Genomic DNA, 21,637 nt, shown 5'->3' on the forward strand with positions numbered 1-21,637 from the left:
AAGAGAAGATTTTTATACAAGTGTCAATAATTTCTAATATCACAATTTAACAACCAAATTTTTAAAGAAAATTTTAAAATTTTCAAAAAAATATTTTTGGTAAAATTTTTGAAATTCCTATACTATAAAATAGCACTATATGATTTTGGATGTCCCTCACAATGCAATATTTGATCCTTCTTTGCGCCTACTACTGCTATTACTGCTTTAGCAATGCCAATACTCAAATGCCCGTCAGTAGAATAAGTTCTAACTAAACTATTAATTATACTTTGACGTTGTGATGATTTTTCATTTTTATAAGCATGATAAGCATCACTAATCATTACATCGATCAGCTTGATTGCTCCACCTAACAAAGGAACTCCTTCAATTAATTTAGTACCATAATTTGCTGCCTTAGTTGCTAGCGTACTGATGCTAGTGACTACACCAAGTGCAGCACTACTAACTGCCTTTGCTTGCTCGACTCGGTCGCTACCTGCGTCACCTTGAATTAATCCGGTTTCCAAATTTCGGTAAGCACCAATATAATTGAGTAATACCCAATAGGCAGTAGTATAATAATTGTACAGTTTTGGTTCTGCTTTAAGTGACCCAAGCATTTGATTGACCGCTGCCATTTCTCTGACACCAGCGGCATCTAATACCTCGTGTATCTTTTTAACCTCAGTCTCTAATTCGCTGTTTTTAGTCATTAGTGCTTCAAGCTGACGCTGCATTACTACAAATCTCTCAGTCAATTCATCAAGACGGTCTGCGTCTAACGCAATTTGCGCTGCAGTATGTGGCTTTGGATCCATTGCCTCAACTGCATCATTAATAGCTTGTGTTTTTTCTGCTTTAGCTTGGTCAAATTCTTGAGTGATCTTATTGATATTTTCCTGTACGACCCTATCACTTATATTAAACGTTTTAAATCTACGCAATTTTTGTTCAACCTCAATCGAACTTTCTTGCAACTCTGTCAATTTTTTTAGTAATAGATTACGATCATGATCTAATGTTTCATTAATATGGGTAATGTTGCCTTTGGTTAGGTGGTTTAATTTACCCTCTTGTGCCAAACGATAGGCTTGATTAAAATCATCTAAAGCTCTTGCACTATCACCTAAACTATTGAAAGCTTTACCACGATTGCAGTAATATAACGCATTTTCAGGACTTAGGTTGATTGCCATATTGCAGCACTCAAGTGCTTCTTCTAACTTACCTAAAACCTTGAGAGCATTACCTTTGTTATTGTAATACGCTACATTGCTAGGATCTAAATTAATAGCAATATCATAACATTTTATTGCTTCTTTTTCTCTTCCTAACCTAGATAAAACAACACCTTTGTTGTAATAATAACTCGATTTATTATCATCTAGATCAATTGCATGATCATAACATTCTATTGCTTCATCAAAATTACCTAAATCATGGAGAGCATTACCTTTATTGTTATAGTTATTAGGATCATTAGGATAAAGTTTAATTACTGTATCGAAACACCGCTTCCCTTCTTCATACCTACCTGACTTAAACAAAGCCACACCTTTTACACTGTAAGTATCAGCGTCATTAGGGTCTAAATTAAGCACTTGATCATAACATAACACCGCCTCTGCGTACTTACCTGTCTCAGATAGAGCAGCACCCTTTTTGTAGTGATACATTGGGTGATTAGGCTTCAGCCTGATCGCCTCACTATAACAACTGATCGCTTCATCGAATTTACCTAGTTCAGATAAAGTAAAACCCTTATTATGATGAGCAGCGTCATTACTAGGGTTTAGCCTAATTGCTTCAGTATAAAGAGTGATTGCTTGATCAAGCTTCCCTAACTCAAAGAAAACCGCCCCCAAATTGGTGTAAGCATCAGCATAATTATTATCGAGTCTGATTGCAGTAATGTAACAATTGGCAGCTTCTTCTTTTTTACCTACAGTGTAGCACTTATTACCCTTACCAAACCAAAATTTCGGATCTTGTTCATTCTCCTCAATCATCCCACCGTGAAGACGTGGTTGGAGATCCAAGCTAAAATCACCGTTACTTAAAATGCTGACTCTGGCATAGGTGGTTGCAGCTGCAGTAATATGGTTAAATTCTTTTATATTAGTTACACTTCTTAGTACTGATGGCCAGTTTTCTCGCTTAAGATCATAACACATATCCTGCTCTCTATCGTATAGATATGTGGCGGCAACCTTCGCTGGCAAGTAAGTGAGTACTACTTGTTGCTGCTCACTTACAGGTAATATCCGCGTAATATCTTGCGGCAATGATGTTTTGGCCGAAAGCGGTGGTTGTGGTCTTAGCTGTCTAGAAAAATAGTTATTATAATTTTTATGATCAAATATTAGATTTAGCTTACTCATAACCCCTCCTGATTTAACAACAAAACCAGCATTCTCTAACAAAGATAATATTTTACCCTAAAGTATGCTTTTGTTAGATTTAATATACTATAAGTTGTATTTTTAGCAATTATTAATATATGAAAATATAACACATGAATTACATTTTTATATATTAATAATATTTATACCAATAATGTCGTCTCAGACACATTAAACGTCATCCCGAATACCTAATGTCATCCCGAACACGCAGTCGATAAAAATAATATTAATAAGACAAATAATACCGATTGCAATAATTAACACGGTGTATTTATCCAGTCTCTATACATAATTGATTTTACTAAATCTACATTCTGAGCAAGTTGATTCCAAGCGTAACAAGCCATAGTGACAATATCTTCATATGCACCGTAACATTGGTTAGACAAGAAATGATTTTTGATCCACTCCCAAACTTGTTCCATTGCATTAAGTTCTGGTGCATAAGGCGGAAGCGGTATCAAAGTGATATTGCTTGGAACAGTTAGTTTTTTGGCTGTGTGCCAACCTGCATTATCCATTAGTAAAGCTATATGTCGGTTGCTTTGAGTAGTGAGAGAAAGGTCTTCTAAGAATTTATTCATTGCCCGTGTGTTGGCATATGGTAAAATTAATGCAAAAGATTCTCCCGTATCATGGCAAGCAGCTCCGTAAATGTATGTTGAAATGAATTGCTGTTGCCGAACTTTACGGGGTCTAGTGCCGCGTTTAGCCCATATACGAGTTAAGCTACCTTGTTGCCCAACTCGAGTTTCATCCTGAGACCATATATCAACGTTACATCTATCGATATTTTTTGGTAATAATTCTGTTAACATGTCTGGGAAGTTTTTTTATATGTATTTTGAGTCTCTTGATTTGACTTTGGATGCATTGAACGAGAAGTAATCCAGCTAAAACCAAGGCGATGCATAGTATTGTAGACTGTTTTTAAAGCGCATTTAGCGCCATATTCCTCAAGCAACATGTTATGTAGCTCCTTTGCGGTTATATACCCGCCAGTTTCACTTTCACTGAGCATATTGATTTTATCAAAAAGAGCAGATTCTTGTAGAGTGTTAATCTTCCTAGGAGCGCCGCTTCTTTGTGATTCAAATAAACCTTCAAAACCATGATTTCTAAATCTTCTGAGCCATGATTGCACGGTTTTCCAGTGCAACTTCACTATTGCAGATATGGCTTTAAAAGATTTGCCTAATTGAAGGTGATACATCGCCAATAAACGTATGCGATTCCGACCATGCGGCTCATGTTTCATCATTTTTATAAAATCATGATCATGAAAACCTAGCGGCAATATTAACTTAGCTATTTGAGTACCTTTTATCCGTTAAAAATCCATTTTAGGCCACCGCGTTAATTATTGCAATTGGTATAATAATATTGACAAAATGTTAAAAAAATGTGATTATATATTAATATAAATAACATTAAATTAAACATATGAAACCATTTACTTCAGCTGCTCAAGCTATAGGTTATAGTAGCTTTTTTGTTGCTTTATCTGCTCTAATGAGCTACCTAACATATGATAATATTACTTCTAACGAACCAGAATATTATACTTATCCTGTTGCCACAACAGGAGCAGTAATAATTACCATAGGTACCATAGGTAACGCTATTGACTATTTTACTGGTGCTGGAGAGATAAAAAATTCGCTTCTAGATTCGGAATAGAAGGTTAAGTTTTTGCACATAATATATGTTCTATAAACATATTTCTAGCGACTGACTGCGGCTGACCATTATGAGAAAAATATCGATTGAAGAAATAGCTGGTGAGCTCTAGAGCTTGCCTCTTTGATTGTTCATCTATAACAAGTGGTATAGATGAAGATAAAAATCTTGGTAAAGGCAACAACTTGTCAGCATATTTTGCTCCTGAGCTAGTTGACACGGCTTTACCTGACTTTGGCGAAACATAAGTAAGATCATGGTTAACATTGGTCACTGCACAACGCTCTAATTGTAGCTCATAGCCTGAATGTTTTAATATCTCCAATTCAATTTTTATATATTCTAAAAAACTAAAGCTGGTTGCCAAATTATCTAAATATTGCTTTAATGGTAGAAAGAAATTATTATGTGGTTCACGCTCATGAAAAGCAAAGGTGATGATATTAATTATTGAATTAAAAGCATAGAGCTTGGTTTTATCAGCTATAAAATAATTACTATACGATTTTATTAATTCACATTTTGAGTTACCTATATGTTCTATCAATCTTGCTTTCCAGTAAAAATCCACCAAATTTCCTATTTGATAGATAGAACGTGATCTATACGAAGCCTCATTGATTACCCCTGAGTATAGACCATGCCCTTTAGTAAATAATAAAATAATACTACTACGCTCTTTCAAAGGCTTTTTTGCAATGATTATACCGATATCTTGAAAATTCATATCATCCGTAAAATACTCCCTTAAAACTTGGTAAACAAGAAATTAGCAAAGTATATGAGGATTCCCTGCTTAATTTTTCTAACAAAATTGCCTCTCAGAGTAAGTTTTGTTAGAAGATTATTGAACCTCTATACCTTTTATCCTACTATAGCTTACTTAAAAGATAACTTACTGTATATTTTTCACTAAGACAAGAAGTTTGGTACCATGACTATTAATGTCGTAAAATCTATCAGTATGCTACAAGTACCATTGTATATGTATAGTATTGTGAAGTTAATAATAGAGCTCATACATAACCTCATTCTAAGTAGTTACGCAAGAAATCTACTCATAATTTGTATAGTAGTTTTTATTACACCTATTAACAGAGCTGTGGCCGAAATGCCTACTATAATATTAGCTTCCGATCATCGTTGTCCTTATAGTTGTAATCCTCATGATCAAAATCCTGGATATCTAGTTGAAATGGCACAAAAGATTTTTGAGATTTATGGAATCAAGGTAGAATATAAACTAATGCCTTGGGCTGATGCCTTAAAGGCCGTAGAAGAAGGTAAAATAGATGGAGTGATAGGAATTAACGATATTGGAGGTAGAGATTTAATTATCTCAACTACCCCTCAAGCACTTACCGTAACTAGTGTATTCACTAGAGTTGGCGCTGATTGGGTGTATGATGAACCAGAATCGTTAACTGGCAAAAAAATTGCTATGGTGCTTGATTATGATATAAAAAATGCTTCCATACAGCAGTATATTACTACCAATTACTTACGTGATCCTTGGTCATTTGTAGTAGAAAGCGGAATTGATGCGGTAGCTGACTCTATAAATAGTATAGTCGATAAAACTTCTGATGTGTATATCGGATGCCAGGAAGTAGTAAATTATTATTTGGATAGTAACAACTTAAACTCAAAGATTAAAAACTGTGGTAGAATAGAAGAAAATTCCGTACCAATATATATTGCTTTCTCAGCTAGCTCGGCTAAAGCTATTGAATATATCAAAATGCTGGAAGACGGCATGATCTCAATTGATACTATAGGTGACCTTACCAGTTTAAAAAACAAATACCAAATTGCTCAATAATAGACCTTTTGCATAATCTAAAAATGGTTGAGGATTGTTGTTTAGACAAAATGTAGACGCGAATCGCCTACTGCGCCTTGAGTCAAATTTTGATAACAAAATTATAAATCAAATAAGCTATACAAAAGGTTCAATCTTTTTATGTCATTTAAAATTATCCCATATCAAAAAATCACTCCTAATATAGATCAAGAAGCGTATATTGCTGATGGGTGTGTAATAATCGGCACAGTAACTATTGGAACAAAATCAAGCATTTGGTTTAACAGTGTATTACGTGGTGATGTTGCCCCGATAGCAATAGGAAAAAACACTAATGTTCAAGATGGCAGTGTGATTCATACTTCCAGATTTAATGGCTCAGTAAAAATCGGTGATTTTGTTACTATAGGACATATGGCTCTTATCCACGCTTGCACTATACAAAACAATGCTTTCATTGGCATGCGCGCAACCGTAATGGATAACGTAGTAATAGAAGAGTACGGCTTTGTAGCGGCAGGTGCATTAATTACACCTAATAAATTAGTCAAATCAAAAGAATTATGGGCAGGAGTTCCTGCTAAATTTATTCGCTATATTACTGAAATAGAAATAGAACATATGCAAGCTACTAATGAGAATTATGTCAAACTTGCTAGCCTATACCAGAATACAGCAAGCACTCAATAATTATCTGAGAATTTAATTTATGAGTTGTTTGATTTATACACCTTATTATAATCCAATTGTTCAAAAAAGTTAAAACTAGCCGTTAGAAATCATTTGAAAACTTTCAAGAATCGAGAACGCTTGCCCCATGATTTAGATCACCAACAAGGTTAAGTGTTGATTCTTTTGGTAATTGTCCGTCTTGATTTCTATTACCATGGTATCCTGTACATTTTGTTGCTCATACTCAATCTCTCTGATTAAAGCATTGACTACCTTGCGATAATTTTTTGAATTAATTTGCATAGCTTTGTCGTAGGCTTGAATCACTTTTATTATCGAAATAATATTGAGCATCTTTTGGGTTGATCTCTGTTATTTTCATTCTAATACAATTAAATATTTTAAATCTGCACAGCACTCAAATGTAACGCAAGTTGCCATTAAACCAATTCACCCGGAGTATAAAACAAGCCTTAATATTTGCACGAAACCTTTGATACTCATAGAACTTACATTCTAATAAACTCTAGGAACGGCCCAAGGATAACCAAAGGTAAAAATGCTATTGCTCCAACCAACAATACAATAATTATCAGAAAAATACTTAGCTCACCACCAAACTGGCTTTCTTCTTGTCGCAGATTAACAATCTTTTTTTTGTTAGCAAAAGATCCACTTAATGCTAAAGAATAATATATTACTGGATAACGTCCAATTAACATTGCTATTGCTGTGGTATAATTAAAGTAATCATTAGCAATATTAATACCAGTGAGTACAGAGCCGTTATTAGTAAAAGTAGAAGCAAAATTATAAGTAATATCTGTTACTGCTTGCGAAGCGGGGTAAGTAATTAAAGCTTTACTTATAGGCAACAACAATGTGATACCAGTAAAAAATAATATACCAACTGGCACTAATAAAAATACGACTACCACATAATTTATTTCACGAATGCTAATTTTTTTGCCAAAAAAATTGGCATTATTACCAGTAATTAATCCGCGTAAAAATATTGCCACTACTAAATAAGCAAGCATTGCAAAGAAACCCGAACCCACCCCTTCCAGAACAAATTTACTTAATACTAAACTGGCAAACATTACTAATGTACTTAATGGCGAATAATTCTCCAAACAAGCATTAGCTGATCCTGAAGAACTGGTAGTAATCGATAATATCCACATTAAAGACGGAAATTTGTCATAGATCAATTCTTTACCAGTATAATTAAAAGTATCCTGCAGACTCTCCTTTGATAAAACCAGTGGTACACCATATTCATTTTCTCCAAGATTAATTAGCCACAAAGAAATAACCATGATAAATAACACTACTGCATATAATGACCAACTTAACTTAGGTTCTTTTAAAAGATAACCATAGGTAAATATTAAAGCTACAGGTAGCCATAACACTAAAAATAAGGAAAATATGACTACCACTCGATTCGGCGCTTCAAAAGGATGCGCTGAAGCACTGGCAAATAAAGAACCGCCATTAGCAACCAAATTTTTAATAGCCACCTGCCCGGCTACCGGTCCAATAAATAACTGCTGTTGATTACCAGTTAAATCTATATAATTTAACTGACCTACAAAATCAAAAGGGACTGACTGGCTAACTAAAAATAACGATATAACTAAAGAGATTGGTAATAATATTAAAAATATTGATTTAAAGAAATCTTCATAAAAATTTCCAAGCAGAGGGTTGTTATTGTTAATAATTCCTCTAGTGAAAGCGATAAACACAGCGATACCAGTCCCACCAGATAAAAAATTCTGTAAGGTTAACGCAAATAATTGGCTAAACATACTTAACTGGGTTTCAGGATTATGACTTTGCCAAAAGGTTCCGGTAGTAAATGAAACTGCTGCATTTAAACTTGCAGCTAACCCTAGCCCTTCTTGTAAATTACTATTTAATGGTAGATATTCTTGAAAATAGATAATAATAAAGGTAACCACAGTACATATGATATTAAAACACATTAAACTTCTGAAATATTGATCCCAAGTTTGCGGCTTTATATTCAATAGTGGAATTCTTAAATTATTAATTAGAGAATTAGCTTCATCTCTATAAACATAAGCTACATATTTACCTAGCAGAATAGCCAACCATGTTAATATAATAAAAAAAATTATGGCGGCCATTAGCATTCAGATTTCCTTGTAAACTTTGTCAATTTATGTACAAACTCAATCTTTCAACATATCTATTGGTAATATTTGGCTCTTCCAGAGGTTTTTTGATACCACATCCACAAATCATAAAACCTAGTAAGCACATCAGTAATTTTTGCTGCATATATATCAAATTTATTTATTAACAATATTCGAGAGTGTCCAGTCTTTAAGGTACGCTCCCCCCCCTTTACTCGAGCTTACTTCGATCACCATGGAGTCTAAGAGCTCCCGATGATGACGCCTTGTATAGTGGATTTTGCTACAGGCATTAGTAAGAATCAAGAACCAAAAAACACCTCGCCAGCCGATAGACTATATATTTGACCACAAGCAAGTTTAATTCGTATATTACCTGTAAGATCTATGTCCTGAAATCTACCGGAAATTCTGTTTTTACCGTCATCAATTGTAATTACTTTATTTAATTTATCAGCTTTCTTGAGCCATAATTGTCTAATCGGCATAAATCCTTGCTGTTGCCACATGGAAAAATACTTTTCAAAAAAACTTATAAACAAATGTAAGGTTTGATCAGAGCCTACTTTATCAATGCCAAAATTAAATAAATTTGTAGCTGGTTGATCAATATCTGATGGGTTAGATCGCAGATTAATCCCTACTCCTATGATTAAATAACCACTATTTGATAACTTGATTGATTCAAGTAAGATTCCAGCTATTTTTTTGCTATCAACTAAGACATCATTAGGCCACTTTAATCCAATTGTTAAAGTAAGATTTGCACTCTTAGCTATGGCTATAACAGTATCATAAACAGCTAATGCTGTGGCAAATGATAATTGTGGTTGTATTTCGATAGGAATATTTTTTTCAAGTAGTATACTGGCATAAAAATTACCAGGCTCTGAATACCATTTTTTAGAATATTTACCACGTCCGGCTGTCTGACTTTGAGCCCAGATGACAAAATTACCAGTTACTCCTGCTTTAGCTAACCTGATTGCCTCAGAATTTGTACTATCAATTTCATCAAAAATCAGTAAATTATATTTTTTAAGCCATGGCAGATGCATTATTCATCTCTTACTGTCTAGTATAATAATATGCTGTAGACTGGAATTACAACAACATAATTCCAAAGGAAGATTAAATAAAGTATACATTTAAGCTGTTAGTAATTCTAAATAATTAGCAGCAAATAATGAAAATAATAATAGGAAAGTTACCACAAGACAGGTAATAAATAATAAACCGTTACTAGTTGGTATTATTTCTATTTGCTTAATATTGTCAGCAAAATACATTGACCTAACAATCTTCAAATAATAATAACTAGCGATAATACTACTCATCATCCCAATAACAGCAAGCATTATTTCTTGTTGTTTGATTGCCTGGTAAAAAATATAATATTTACCAAAAAATCCTGCTAATGGCGGTAAGCCTATCATAGAAAACATCATCACTGCAATTGCTGCCGCAATCGCTTTTCTGTTTGTAGCAATACCGCTAATATCATCAAAAGTTGCTTCTTCAGCATTTTTTCCAAGCAACGCAATAAGACAAGCAAAAAAACCTAACGCTGCAATAATATAAATAACCATATAAACTATGGCTGATAAAATTCCAGCAACATTATGCAAAGATAAAGATATTCCCATTAAGACATAACCAACATTTAAAATTGTACTATATGCCATTAATCTTTTTATAGATTTTTGCATAATGGCTCCAAGTGAACCAATAACCATCGAAAATATAGCAACAATTTTAATTAAAGACACGGTAATTTGTGGATATTCTCCAATCATTAAAGTAAGTATATTCAGTAAAACAAATAGTACTCCTATTTTTTGCGCTGTTACAAAATAGGTAACAGTAGTTACTGATGACCCCTCATATACATCAGGAGTCCACATATGCAGCGGTGCCGCAGAAAATTTAAATAACAAACCACTTAACATTAATACAGCACCAATAATAATCCCTATATTAGGAAGCTGTGCTGCGTTATTAAACATCTCAAAGATTACTTTAAAGTCCAAACTGCCAGCAAAACCATATAAAAACGACATCCCTAGCAAAGTGATACAGCTAAGTAATGCTCCTAATACAAAATATTTTACTGCGGCTTCTGCAGATTTTATATCTAGGTTAAACCCTGCTAAAGCGTATCCAGCCAACGCAGTTAATTCTAATCCACAGAATAATAATAATAAATTACGTGATGAGATCGATAAAAAAACTCCAACTGTTGAAAATAATAACAAGGTTATATATTCCATTCTGATATTCACAGCAGATATTTTACAAAATTCATAATATATTACTATGCTCATTATTGTAAAGCCAAGTACCAGTAATTTGTAAAACGATGTACCAAAGTTACTAACAAATGATCCGTTACATCCCATACCATGAGAGCCTAATAATAGCACTAGTACTAACATCAAAAACATTAGTACCATAATCGTAATCTTAACAATTAAGTTTACACGTTCACGACAAAATACAGCCGCCAGCTGCGCCAATAGCGCAAGAACTGTCAATATAAACTCTGGCATTATTATCATAAAATGCGTTAACACAAATGTACTTCAATTAAATTCAACAATTCCAGTTTTTTACACTCATACAAGTGAAACTAGATAGCACGCATTAAAATATTTTATCAACACCCCAAAGGCCAGTTCCAGCTATCTTGCCTGAGGAAGCGCGAGTTTTTCGGCAATTTTAATTGGCAACTCGCGTTAGTATACCAGTGTAGATTTGTGTAAGATTATGCACTGGTAATTCTAGCGCTTCCATTATCCCACCAGGTATAATCCCAAAATAAATAATACAAATAATTAACGGCAGCAAAGCAAGAGTTTCATACCATCTCAGATCTTTAAAATCTACAATTCTTTGTCCAACAATCCCCAACATCACTTCCTTGTATAATTTTAACATATATACTGCACCAAATATTACTCCAGTTGCAGCAAAAATCGCTGCTATGATATTTATTTTCAAAATACCTACTAAACTAAAAAATTCTCCGATAAAACCACTAGTACCTGGTAATCCCACTGCCCCAAGCATACTAATCATAAATAACACTGCCAAGAGTGGCATTTTATGTGCAACACCACCATATTGATCAATCATCTTGGTATGATTTCTTTCATATAATACGCCAACAATCAAGAATAAAGCAGCAGACACAATACCATGACTGATCATCTGAAATATTGCCCCATTAATGCCAGCTTCAGTAAAAGTAAAAATACCAGCGGTAACATATCCCATATGAGCAACCGATGAATAAGCAATCATTTTTTTCATGTCCTGTTGTGCAAGCGCTGTAAATGAAGCATAAATTATAGCAAAGACACTAATGATCACCACATATATTGAAAATTCAGCTGAAGCGAGTGGTAGCATTGGTAAAGAAATTCTCAAGAAAGCATAAGCCCCTAATTTTAATAGAATACCCGCTAACATTACTGATCCTGCTGTCGGAGCTTGAACGTGAGCATCAGGCAACCATGTATGAAATGGCGGCATAGGCACTTTCACCGCAAAAGCAATAAAAGTTGCGATCCATAAGATTTTTTGTGTTGAATCACTAAATCCTGGAACAATATTGGCTAAAGCTGGAATACTAAAAGTGTGAGCATTGGCATAAATATAAATCAAGGCTAACAAGAAAAATACCGAACCAAAAAAAGTATATAAGAAAAACTTAAAGGCTGCATATATCCTGTTATCTCCACCCCATACTCCAATAATGAGATACATTGGTATTAAGATAACCTCAAAAAATAAATAAAATAATAATAAATTAAGCGAGCTAAATGCACCTATACAAAACGATTCTAGTAATAAAAAACATAATAAATATTCTTTTATTTGTTTCTTTATAGTAAAAACACTTGATATAATGCAGATCAAAGTAAGTAAGGCTGTTAGAAAGACAAAATATATCGATATACCATCAATACCTACATAAAATTCAAGCCCAATAGCATTAATCCAACTATACTGCTCAACAAATTGATAGTCAGGATTACTAGTATCAAACATCACTAGTATATATATAGTGGAAATTAAAGTTAGAATTGAGCTTAAAGTCGCCACATACATAGCATATAATTGCTTGTTAGCAGTTTGACTTTGGCTAATAAAAAAAGCAATATATAGCGCACTAGCTAATGGCAACAAAACACTAATGGATAATACTGGCAATTCTAACATTCCTAAAAGCTCTACAATACTTGTATGAAATTTATTACAAAAAATGTAACACACACCGTGATAGTCAGAATTATAACAAAAGCATAATTAAAAATATATCCAGTTTGTAATTTACTTACCACCCAACCACAACCATTAGTCAGTTTTGCAACAGCTCCTGGCCCTCCACAATCAATTACTCGCGAATCAAAAATAGCAGATATTCTAGCCAAGCAATTTACCGACTTGATAAGTGCATAATCATATAGCTCATCCACATAATACTTATTTTGTAAAATACGGTTTATAAAGCTAAATTGCTCTGCAATAGCTACAAACAGCTTGTTTTTATATATATAAATTCCTACTACAATACCTAATATTCCAACTAATAATGGCAATAGCTGAATCACTGAAGCAATGGAATCAGCAGGCGTATCATGAGGTAAATTGTAAATACTATCCAGAAAATAACCAGGTATTTTACCAATATCTAAAATATAATCACCAGCAGCTCCAGCACATATCGCACAAGCAACTAATATTATCAATGGTATGTTCATTATACCACTTGCTTCATGAGTATGAGCAAAAGCTTTTGCCGATAAATTAGTATTGCCGTGAAAAACCAAAATAATAATCTTCATCGAATAAATTGCAGTGAGAATAGCTGCAATAATTCCCAGAGCAAATACAATTTCGCCTGTACTGCCTGCCTCATAGGCAGATTCAAGAATCAAATCTTTGGAGTAATAACCAGCTAACGGGAAAATACCGATAATGGCTAATGAGCCGATTAAAAAATAAGCATAAGTAATTGGCATCTTGCTCCGCAGGTTCCCCATCTTAAAAATATCCTGTTCATGACAAGCATGAATTACATTGCCGGCGCATAAAAATAATAAAGCTTTGAATGCAGCGTGAGTAGCTAAGTGAAATATTCCTGCTTGATATGCAGAAACTCCACAAGCAACAAACATATAACCAAGCTGGCTGCAAGTAGAATAAGCAATGATTTTTTTAATATCACTTTGTGTTACCGCAATTGTCGCTGCAAATAAACAAGTAATGCCACCAATAATGGCAATAAACTGCAATATTGCTGGACTATATTCAAACAGATAAGAACATCTTGCCAATAAGAATACCCCGGCAGTTACCATGGTAGCCGCATGGATCAAAGCTGAAACCGGTGTTGGACCTTCCATAGCGTCCGGTAGCCATACGTGCAATCCAAGCTGTGCAGATTTACCCATACAACCAATAAATAGCATTGCACATATCACATCCAGTACCACAAACTGTAATCCAGCAATATTAATAAACATCTGAGATAAGGATTTTGCTTGGGCGAAAACATTGTTAAAATCAGCACTATCTGTATAAATAATGATTATTATCACTCCCAGAATAAATGCACAGTCACTAACTCTATTGGTAATAAAAGCTTTCACTGCCGCACTATTTGCTGAATCCTTATGAAACCAGTAACCAATTAACAAATATGAACATAATCCAACTCCTTCCCAACCAAAGAATAATTGAATAAAATTATCTGCCGCCACCAATGCCAGCATAAAGAAGGTAAATAACGACAAAAAACAAAGAAATTTTGGTAAATGCTGATCATCGTGCATATAGCCAAGAGAGTAAATATGGACAATGGTTGATACACCAAGAACCACTAAAAACATTATACTAGTAAGCTGATCAACGTAGATTGCCCAATTAACTTTAAACACTCCGAGTTCTATCCATCGCAACAATATTACATGGTGTATATTACCTTTAATTCCAACATCAAAAAATATAATACAAGCACAAATTGTAGCGGTTACCATTAGCAAACAGGCTATGGCACCAGCGCTTTTATGGCTAATATTACGACAGCACAAACCATTAATGATTCCAGAGAATAACGGTAAAGCTACTATCAAAATTGCTAATATCTGCACTCGCTTAACCTTTCATTTGACTAATTTCTGTTAATTGTACAGAACGCTTATTCCTAAAATACACTACTATTATTGCCAAACCAATTGAGGTTTCAGCAGCAGCAATTGTAAGAATAATGATACTAAAAATTTGTCCGGACAAATCTTGCAAATACACAGAAAACGCGACAAAATTGATATTAATGGATAATAACATTAGTTCTACTGACATTAAAATTGTAATTAGATTTTTACGATTCATGAATAGACCAGTAATACCGATGGTAAAAATCAAAGCCGCCAAAATCAGGTAATGCTCTAAGGTAATTATGTTAGTCATATTGTATTTCCTGAACTCCTTGTTTTACACCTAGCTTAGTAACATTCATACCACTATCTTTATTACGTTTTAATTGCTGGTGGATGTTTTGACGTTTTACAGTTGTTGATGGTCTTAAAGTCAGAGCGATACAAGCAACCATTGCCACAAACAGAATCAGACCAGCTGCTTGAAACGGCAATACAAAATCAGTATATAGTATTTTTCCAATAGCTAGAGTATTACTAATATTAGTTGGAGTTGTATATGCAACATTAGATATATTTATTGATTTAGTGCCCAATAAAATAATTAGTATAAGATCAGCAAACATAATAACAGCGATTATCGATGCAATTGATAAATTCTTTTTTAACTCCCCTTGCACTTCAGCAAATTTAATATCCAGCATCATTACCACAAACAAAAATAATACCGCTACCGCCCCAACATAAATAACTATTAACATCATTGCCAAAAATTCTGCACCTAATAGAATCATTAATCCCGAACCATTACAGAAGGCAAAAATAAGCCACAATACCGCAATAACCGGATTACGACTAGTCACTACGCAAATGCTGCTGATAATTATTAGACTGGCAAATAAATAAAAGAATATCATTGTAATTTAACCGATTTTATTGAGAGTGTTCAATGAACCGAAACGAAGTCCAGTCATTGCGAGGCGGCTTAGCCGCCGCGGCAATCCAGTAAAACGAGTTATATAACTGGATTGCTTCAAAACCTGACGGTTCCTCGCAATGACGACTTGACACAGTTTATTGAACACTCTCATTTTATAACTTTATATATTTAGTGCACTTGAATAGACGAAGGTCAAAATCAAGGAGTGCTAGGAGTCACGGAGCGCAGCGTATTTAAATACGTGAGCACCGCAGATCTCTAGTTGACGACACCGCAATCCACAGATTTTCACCGAGTATTCATCTGTATTGGTAATCTTTCTTCAACTTCAACGCCAATTCCTGTTCCCAAATATCACCATTACGAAGTAAACGTTCTTTATCATAAAGAAGTTCTTCATGAGTTTCAGTAGCAAATTCAAAATTAGAACCCTCTACAATTGCATCTACTGGGCACGCTTCCTGACATAAGCCACAATAAATACATTTCGTCATATCAATATCATATCTAGTAGTACGTCTACTACCATCATCTCTTTCTTCTGCTTCGATTAAAATTGCCTGAGCAGGACAAATTGCTTCACATAATTTACAAGCTATACATCTTTCTTCTCCATTTTCATAGCGCCTTAGCGCGTGCTCTCCTTTGAACCTAGGGCTTACCTTACTTTTTTCATATGGATAATTTATCGTAACTTTCGGCTTAAATAAATATTTAAGAGTTAAAGCTAGCCCAGCTATTATTTCAAACAGAAAAAATGACTTTAGATAATTATACATATTACAGCTCTTCTCTTAATATTAGTCATGCTGAACCTATCAGATATAACTGACAACACGAATCATCTTGTTTGAGACCTTTTATAGGCGTCTCCACCTAACTAACCGACGCTAATCGGTAAATTATCAGTATACATCAATACTGACGAAACTAACACCACCCAAAACAATGTTAATGGTAAAAATACTTTCCAACCAAGTCTCATCAACTGATCATAACGATATCGTGGCAAGGTCGCACGAATCCATAAAAAACAAAATAGCAATATAGTTACTTTAAAAATAAACCACACTACTCCTGGAATAACTCGTAAAATATCCAGATCAAACGGTGGTAAATAACCACCTAAAAAGAAAGTGGTAGTCATTCCACTAACCAAAATCATATTTGCATATTCACCTAAAAAGAATAAAGCAAAAGCCATTGAGGAATATTCAACATTATAGCCGGCTACAAGCTCTGATTCTGCTTCTGGCAAATCAAATGGTAAGCGATTAGTTTCTGCCAGTACTGAAATAAAGAATACTACCGCCATTGGTGCCAGCAATAAGTGCAGCCACCACGGAAAACCGCGCTGCACTTCAACAATTTCAGATAAATTCAAGGTGCCGGTAGTAAGTAATACCGTAATAATTACCAACCCCATCGATACTTCATATGAAATCATCTGTGCTGACGAACGAATTGCACCTAGAAAAGCATATTTTGAATTACTGGCCCATCCAGCCATAATAATACCATAGACGCCAAGCGATGATATAGCTAAAATGTAAAGTACACCGACATTAATATTTGCCAGCACCAGATCAGCATCAAAAGGTATTACCGCCCACCCAATAAGACTTAAAACAAAAGTAATCATCGGCGCTAATATAAAGATTGCTTTATTAGCTGGAGTTGGAACAATGATCTCTTTGAACATTAACTTGACAGCATCGGCAATAGGCTGCAATAGCCCAAAAGGCCCGACTATATTAGGACCTAACCTCATTTGCATGAGGCCAATAATTCGACGTTCTGCAAGAGTCAAATAGGCAACACATAATAGTAAAGGTATGGTAATACATACTATACGCACCACTATCATGAGAATAGGAACTATATACTCATAAAATAACTCCATCATGCAACGATCTCCTTATATTGTTGCAATGCTTGCGTACATTTCGCCATCGTTATTGAAGCACGACTAATAGTATCAGTCATGTAATAATTACCTTTGATCTTTAAAATAGAATTATTTGATAATTTATCCTTTTTAGAAAATTTTATTACTTTATTTGTAAGCAACTGATCAATATTTGCAAATACTGGACACTGCTCTGCTATCTGTTTTCTAATTTCACCTAAATCAGCATGTGCTTGATGAACACCAAGTTGCTCAGCTAGTGCTTGAATAATCACCCAATCGAATTTAGCTTGATACGGTGGCTGCACTGCTGCTCTAGCTAGTTGCACCCTGCCCTCCAAATTAACGTAAATCGCATCTTGTTCCGTATAGGCAGCTGACGGTAAAATTACATCAGCCCTGTTCGCTCCAGCGTCACCATGATGCCCTTGATATACTACAAAAGCCTCTCCCAGCTCTTTCATATCAATCTCATCAGCACCTAGCAAATAAACCAACCGAATCTCTCCAGTTTTTGCTTTTTGTAAAATTTCTTCAACATTATTACCTTTATTGCCTGGAGTAAAACCAATATCTAAGCTTCCTACCATCCCAGCATGATTATGCAATATATTAAAACCATTCCAATCTTGACGAACTAATTTATATTGCTCAACAATATCATGAATTATACTCAACAATGCATAGCCATCATTTCTAGAATAAATGGCGTCTCCGACAATAATCATTGGATATTTTGCATTCTTTAATATTTCAGAAAATTCATGCTTACCAGTAGCAAGCAATTTTAGAATATTCGGTTGATTACCAAGCTCCTGAATTTTATAAGTCTGATCATCTACCTCTCCTATTCGAGCTACAACCAACGCTCCTTGTCTTTGCATTTTACCGATACGTGCGTTTAAAACCGGAGCTGATTGTCTAGGGTTAGCGCCGATCAATAAACAGACATCAGCCTGTTCTATACCTTTGATCGTAGTGTTAAATAGATAATTTCCTCTGCTAGAAGCATCAAGCTTATAGCCATATTGATTAGCATCAATATTAAAACAGTTAAACTGCTGTAATAAATTCTTTAATAAAAACATTGGCTCAACTGCCGTTAGCGTGCCAGCTATCGCTGCTATTTTTTCTCCACTAACCATTTTAAAAAATTTCGCCACATGGGATAGCGCCTCATCCCACGAAGCTTCAACTAATTTGCCTTGTTTTTTAACATATGGACGATCAAGCCTCATATTCTTTAGGCCATCACAAGCAAATCTTGCTTTGTCTGATAGCCATTCTTCATTAATATCTTCATTTAATTTCGGTAATATTCTCATTACCTCCATCCCTCTGGAATCTATTCTAATATTAGATCCTAAAGCATCAAACACATCAATGGATTCAGTTTTTGCAAGTTCCCAACTACGAGCTTTAAAAGCATAGGGCTTTGATGTCAGCGCACCGACTGGACAAAGATCAATAATATTGCCCGATAACTCCGAAGTTAAAGTGCGTTCCAGATAACTAGTGACTTCCATATGTTCACCACGATACAACGCCCCTATTTCTGGTACGCCGGCTACTTCAGTGGCAAATCTTATACATCTAGTACAATGTATACATCTGGTCATGCTGGTTTTGACCAACGGCCCCATATTTTTATCCTGCACCGACCGCTTATTATCACTGAACCTGTTACCGCCACCACGCCCATATTTAAAAGCCTGATCTTGCAAATCACATTCCCCACCCTGATCACAAATAGGACAATCAAGAGGATGATTGATCAGCAGCAGCTCCATCACTCCTTCTCTTGCCTTTTTTACTTTTGGAGTATTGGTATGGACAACTATACCTTCACTTACTGGCATAGCACATGAAGCAACCAGCTTAGGCGATTTTTCCATTTCTACTAAGCACATACGGCAATTACCGGCAATATTTAATCTTTCATGAAAACAGAAATGCGGTATTTCTTTGCCAGCAATTTCACAAGCCTGCAAAACAGTTATACCATCTTCAACTTCAAGCGCGACGCCGTCAATGACTAGCTTTGGCATGGTTATTCCTTAAATTCTTTTTAAGTAACAATGCACAGAATGTTACATACTTATCTAATATATTAATGATTAACTCAAATTACTCCTATTTTCAAGCACAACCTGTTGCTGCTTATGGTGATTTCTAAATACTATTCGATAAACTGTGTAAAATTGTTATTTAGCACTTAATGGCATTATTGCTACCTCGTTTGTAGTAAATATCTTTTTGGCTCCTAGACATTCCGAGTTAGTATCAAGTTAACGTGAGTTGCTAATTAAAATACTTTTTAAACACCACCAGAGGCCAGTTCTAGCCGTCTGAGCTGAAGGAGTGCAAGCTCCACTCGCAATGACATAAAAACGGGAGTTTCTGACAATTTTAATTGGCAACTCGCGTAAGTTAAAATGAAGAATTAAAATAGATCACCAAATTAGTTTATAAAATACTTATATTTTTGTACTACGCTCACCGCATTAAGTTATTTTCATAAGTTAAAGATCTTAAAATATAAGATTAATTAAATTTAATTAACTAATATTAAATTTAATTTAATATTAGTTAATACAGCTTAGGTAAAGCTGTATTTTCTCAACGAATTATAGAATAATTGAATTTATTATGAAAGAAAAACAACTACCACCACACATACAAAAAGCACTAGACAGTCTTTACGCTCCCACTACCCTCCATTTTAATACTCCTCGCACTATCTTCCTTTTTAATAATAATAATAATCGTATAGACAATTTTTATATTGACAGGACTTACGCAAATCGCACGACAGGGCTCTTTAATTCCTGGATTAAATAGTTCCTTAATAACCCGCTCTTTAGCTGATATACGGTGCTAGAAGCAGCATTTGCAGCTTTTTTCAAACAATTCCAGACCATGATAGCGCAAGCTATATGATTTCTCTGTATTCTTCCTATTCTACATTGGCACTTTTCAATACCGGTGACTTGCTTGACTTCACGATGAAATTCCTCAATCTTCCACCTGAAGCCATACTCTTGTTGTACAGCATCAAGCGAATTTTGAGCCATGTCGTTTGTGACGACATAGTCAGTTCTGTTGGTAGAAACAGTTACTCTGAATAATTTCACTTTATGATCTTTAGGAAATTTATGAATCTTGATAATCTTACCGTTGCTAATATCATCAGTACTCCAATCCAAAGAATCAACTCTACAGTAAGCCTTATTACCGTTGCTATCGTCTACTAAACGATTACTTTTGATAGGACAATAGTAATATTTACCGATAGTTTCTATTTGAAGTAGAATCGAGGTTGTCGCATACCAACTATCCATAAGTACTGTGTTAAATGCAACCTTTTTGCTATAATGAGCATTACGCAGCATTTCTTTAACGTGATCTATTTTAGTTAAACCGTCTTTATCGGGATTGAATATCCTATAATCTATTATCCAAAACTTATTCTCTTCAGGATTAACATAAACACAGGTCACAATACCTATGCCTTTTATTACTTCCTTGGCATTGCCGCTATATTGATACCTGACTTCATCTATATTATTCGAGTAACTTTTATCTAATACGCTATCGTCAAATAGCAACTTGCCGTTAGCGCTGAAGATAATCTCTTCTTTACCGTGTTCCCATATTAATCTTGGTGATAATTTAGCATTCGCTAGATATCTTCTGACCCTGTCGTCGCTTAAACCTTCTACATGATCAGCAAAATTTGTAATAGTATAATTTGTCTGGCTCGATAATAAATACTGACAATAATCTATTCTTGTAGTCATCTTATACTCACAATCTAAATTACATTATACTCCCATAATATCTCGATTCTTATCTAATTTCATTAGTCTTGCGGAAGTCCTGATTGAAAACAATTTTTATAAAACACTAA

The 21,637-nt window shown here is 34.5% G+C and carries 19 protein-coding genes; 3 read left to right on the forward strand and 16 right to left on the reverse strand.

Annotated elements, in window-relative coordinates; all coding sequences use genetic code 11:
- Nucleotides 1-122: 122 nt before the first annotated feature.
- The 3 genes from R2I74_RS02495 to R2I74_RS02505 all read right to left on the reverse strand — a co-directional run bounded on the left by R2I74_RS02495 (nucleotide 123) and on the right by R2I74_RS02505 (nucleotide 3,687).
- Nucleotides 123-2,366: a tetratricopeptide repeat protein gene (locus R2I74_RS02495; RefSeq protein WP_316353646.1), complete on the reverse strand. Its 2,244-nt coding sequence runs from the start codon at nucleotides 2,364-2,366 to the stop codon at nucleotides 123-125.
- 281 nt (nucleotides 2,367-2,647) lie between these two features.
- The gene (locus R2I74_RS02500) at nucleotides 2,648-3,208 is read right to left on the reverse strand and encodes an IS630 family transposase (protein WP_316353004.1); all 561 of its coding nucleotides are present in this window, start codon (nucleotides 3,206-3,208) and stop codon (nucleotides 2,648-2,650) included.
- On the reverse strand, nucleotides 3,202-3,687 hold the full coding sequence (locus R2I74_RS02505) for a helix-turn-helix domain-containing protein (RefSeq protein ID WP_316353080.1): 486 nt from the start codon (nucleotides 3,685-3,687) through the stop codon (nucleotides 3,202-3,204). Before R2I74_RS02505 ends, R2I74_RS02500 begins: the two co-directional genes overlap by 7 nt.
- 146 nt (nucleotides 3,688-3,833) lie before the next feature.
- Here R2I74_RS02505 and R2I74_RS02510 point away from each other — a divergent pair, with 146 nt between their 5' ends.
- Nucleotides 3,834-4,070: a hypothetical protein gene (locus R2I74_RS02510; RefSeq protein WP_316353650.1), complete on the forward strand. Its 237-nt coding sequence runs from the start codon at nucleotides 3,834-3,836 to the stop codon at nucleotides 4,068-4,070.
- Nucleotides 4,071-4,074: 4 nt separating this feature from the next.
- Here the strand turns inward: R2I74_RS02510 and recO are convergent, their stop codons facing one another.
- The gene (gene recO / locus R2I74_RS02515; protein ID WP_316353654.1) at nucleotides 4,075-4,797 is read right to left on the reverse strand and encodes a DNA repair protein RecO; all 723 of its coding nucleotides are present in this window, start codon (nucleotides 4,795-4,797) and stop codon (nucleotides 4,075-4,077) included.
- Between the two features lie 207 nt (nucleotides 4,798-5,004).
- On the opposite strand from recO, the gene R2I74_RS02520 reads away from it, so the two are divergent.
- Nucleotides 5,005-5,892, forward strand: coding sequence for a transporter substrate-binding domain-containing protein (locus tag R2I74_RS02520; RefSeq protein WP_316353658.1), 888 nt, complete (start codon nucleotides 5,005-5,007; stop codon nucleotides 5,890-5,892).
- Nucleotides 5,893-6,033: 141 nt separating this feature from the next.
- Complete coding sequence (locus R2I74_RS02525) at nucleotides 6,034-6,564, forward strand: gamma carbonic anhydrase family protein (RefSeq protein ID WP_316353661.1); 531 nt, start codon at nucleotides 6,034-6,036, stop codon at nucleotides 6,562-6,564.
- A 132-nt stretch (nucleotides 6,565-6,696) separates the two neighbouring features.
- On the opposite strand, the gene R2I74_RS02530 is transcribed toward R2I74_RS02525, so the two are convergent.
- The 12 genes from R2I74_RS02530 to R2I74_RS02585 form a co-directional block, all read right to left on the reverse strand.
- Nucleotides 6,697-6,900 carry a hypothetical protein gene (locus R2I74_RS02530; RefSeq protein ID WP_316353665.1) on the reverse strand — a complete coding sequence of 68 codons (204 nt, stop codon included), beginning with the start codon at nucleotides 6,898-6,900 and terminating at the stop codon, nucleotides 6,697-6,699.
- 155 nt (nucleotides 6,901-7,055) lie between these two features.
- The gene (locus R2I74_RS02535; RefSeq protein WP_316353667.1) at nucleotides 7,056-8,705 is read right to left on the reverse strand and encodes a potassium-transporting ATPase subunit KdpA; all 1,650 of its coding nucleotides are present in this window, start codon (nucleotides 8,703-8,705) and stop codon (nucleotides 7,056-7,058) included.
- A 311-nt stretch (nucleotides 8,706-9,016) separates the two neighbouring features.
- Nucleotides 9,017-9,772: a biotin--[acetyl-CoA-carboxylase] ligase gene (locus R2I74_RS02540; RefSeq protein WP_316353670.1), complete on the reverse strand. Its 756-nt coding sequence runs from the start codon at nucleotides 9,770-9,772 to the stop codon at nucleotides 9,017-9,019.
- Nucleotides 9,773-9,862: 90 nt separating this feature from the next.
- Nucleotides 9,863-11,272 carry an NADH-quinone oxidoreductase subunit N gene (locus R2I74_RS02545; protein ID WP_316353674.1) on the reverse strand — a complete coding sequence of 470 codons (1,410 nt, stop codon included), beginning with the start codon at nucleotides 11,270-11,272 and terminating at the stop codon, nucleotides 9,863-9,865.
- A 160-nt stretch (nucleotides 11,273-11,432) separates the two neighbouring features.
- A complete protein-coding gene (locus R2I74_RS02550; RefSeq protein ID WP_316353677.1) occupies nucleotides 11,433-12,938 on the reverse strand; it encodes an NADH-quinone oxidoreductase subunit M in 1,506 nt (501 codons plus the stop codon).
- 11 nt (nucleotides 12,939-12,949) lie between these two features.
- The gene (gene nuoL, locus R2I74_RS02555; RefSeq protein WP_316353680.1) at nucleotides 12,950-14,872 is read right to left on the reverse strand and encodes an NADH-quinone oxidoreductase subunit L; all 1,923 of its coding nucleotides are present in this window, start codon (nucleotides 14,870-14,872) and stop codon (nucleotides 12,950-12,952) included.
- Between the two features lie 4 nt (nucleotides 14,873-14,876).
- Complete coding sequence (gene nuoK / locus R2I74_RS02560; RefSeq protein WP_316353682.1) at nucleotides 14,877-15,191, reverse strand: NADH-quinone oxidoreductase subunit NuoK; 315 nt, start codon at nucleotides 15,189-15,191, stop codon at nucleotides 14,877-14,879.
- Complete coding sequence (locus R2I74_RS02565; RefSeq protein WP_316353685.1) at nucleotides 15,184-15,795, reverse strand: NADH-quinone oxidoreductase subunit J; 612 nt, start codon at nucleotides 15,793-15,795, stop codon at nucleotides 15,184-15,186. Before R2I74_RS02565 ends, nuoK begins: the two co-directional genes overlap by 8 nt.
- A gap of 322 nt (nucleotides 15,796-16,117) precedes the next feature.
- Nucleotides 16,118-16,597, reverse strand: coding sequence for an NADH-quinone oxidoreductase subunit NuoI (gene nuoI, locus R2I74_RS02570; RefSeq protein WP_316353688.1), 480 nt, complete (start codon nucleotides 16,595-16,597; stop codon nucleotides 16,118-16,120).
- A gap of 101 nt (nucleotides 16,598-16,698) precedes the next feature.
- Nucleotides 16,699-17,724, reverse strand: coding sequence for an NADH-quinone oxidoreductase subunit NuoH (nuoH, locus tag R2I74_RS02575; RefSeq protein WP_316353692.1), 1,026 nt, complete (start codon nucleotides 17,722-17,724; stop codon nucleotides 16,699-16,701).
- Nucleotides 17,721-19,775, reverse strand: coding sequence for an NADH-quinone oxidoreductase subunit NuoG (nuoG, locus tag R2I74_RS02580; protein WP_316353696.1), 2,055 nt, complete (start codon nucleotides 19,773-19,775; stop codon nucleotides 17,721-17,723). The genes nuoH and nuoG overlap by 4 nt, the downstream gene beginning before the upstream one ends.
- Before the next feature lie 747 nt (nucleotides 19,776-20,522).
- Complete coding sequence (locus R2I74_RS02585) at nucleotides 20,523-21,527, reverse strand: IS701 family transposase (RefSeq protein WP_316353273.1); 1,005 nt, start codon at nucleotides 21,525-21,527, stop codon at nucleotides 20,523-20,525.
- Nucleotides 21,528-21,637 lie beyond the last annotated feature (110 nt).

Origin of the sequence: Candidatus Trichorickettsia mobilis (assembly GCF_963422225.1) — a bacterium.
Taxonomy (GTDB): Bacteria; Pseudomonadota; Alphaproteobacteria; order Rickettsiales; family Rickettsiaceae; genus Trichorickettsia; species Trichorickettsia mobilis_B.

Coding starts and splice junctions, on each gene's coding strand:
- R2I74_RS02495 (WP_316353646.1), bottom strand. CDS start 2,366: ATGAGTAAGCTAAATCTAATATTTGATCATAAAAATTATAATAACTAT.
- R2I74_RS02500 (WP_316353004.1), bottom strand. CDS start 3,208: ATGTTAACAGAATTATTACCAAAAAATATCGATAGATGTAACGTTGAT.
- R2I74_RS02510 (WP_316353650.1), top strand. CDS start 3,834: ATGAAACCATTTACTTCAGCTGCTCAAGCTATAGGTTATAGTAGCTTT.
- recO (WP_316353654.1), bottom strand. CDS start 4,797: ATGAATTTTCAAGATATCGGTATAATCATTGCAAAAAAGCCTTTGAAA.
- R2I74_RS02520 (WP_316353658.1), top strand. CDS start 5,005: ATGACTATTAATGTCGTAAAATCTATCAGTATGCTACAAGTACCATTG.
- R2I74_RS02525 (WP_316353661.1), top strand. CDS start 6,034: ATGTCATTTAAAATTATCCCATATCAAAAAATCACTCCTAATATAGAT.
- R2I74_RS02530 (WP_316353665.1), bottom strand. CDS start 6,900: ATGCTCAATATTATTTCGATAATAAAAGTGATTCAAGCCTACGACAAA.
- R2I74_RS02535 (WP_316353667.1), bottom strand. CDS start 8,705: ATGGCCGCCATAATTTTTTTTATTATATTAACATGGTTGGCTATTCTG.
- R2I74_RS02540 (WP_316353670.1), bottom strand. CDS start 9,772: ATGCATCTGCCATGGCTTAAAAAATATAATTTACTGATTTTTGATGAA.
- R2I74_RS02545 (WP_316353674.1), bottom strand. CDS start 11,272: ATGATAATAATGCCAGAGTTTATATTGACAGTTCTTGCGCTATTGGCG.
- R2I74_RS02550 (WP_316353677.1), bottom strand. CDS start 12,938: ATGTTAGAATTGCCAGTATTATCCATTAGTGTTTTGTTGCCATTAGCT.
- nuoK (WP_316353682.1), bottom strand. CDS start 15,191: ATGACTAACATAATTACCTTAGAGCATTACCTGATTTTGGCGGCTTTG.
- R2I74_RS02565 (WP_316353685.1), bottom strand. CDS start 15,795: ATGATATTCTTTTATTTATTTGCCAGTCTAATAATTATCAGCAGCATT.
- nuoI (WP_316353688.1), bottom strand. CDS start 16,597: ATGTATAATTATCTAAAGTCATTTTTTCTGTTTGAAATAATAGCTGGG.
- nuoH (WP_316353692.1), bottom strand. CDS start 17,724: ATGATGGAGTTATTTTATGAGTATATAGTTCCTATTCTCATGATAGTG.
- nuoG (WP_316353696.1), bottom strand. CDS start 19,775: ATGCCAAAGCTAGTCATTGACGGCGTCGCGCTTGAAGTTGAAGATGGT.
- R2I74_RS02585 (WP_316353273.1), bottom strand. CDS start 21,527: ATGACTACAAGAATAGATTATTGTCAGTATTTATTATCGAGCCAGACA.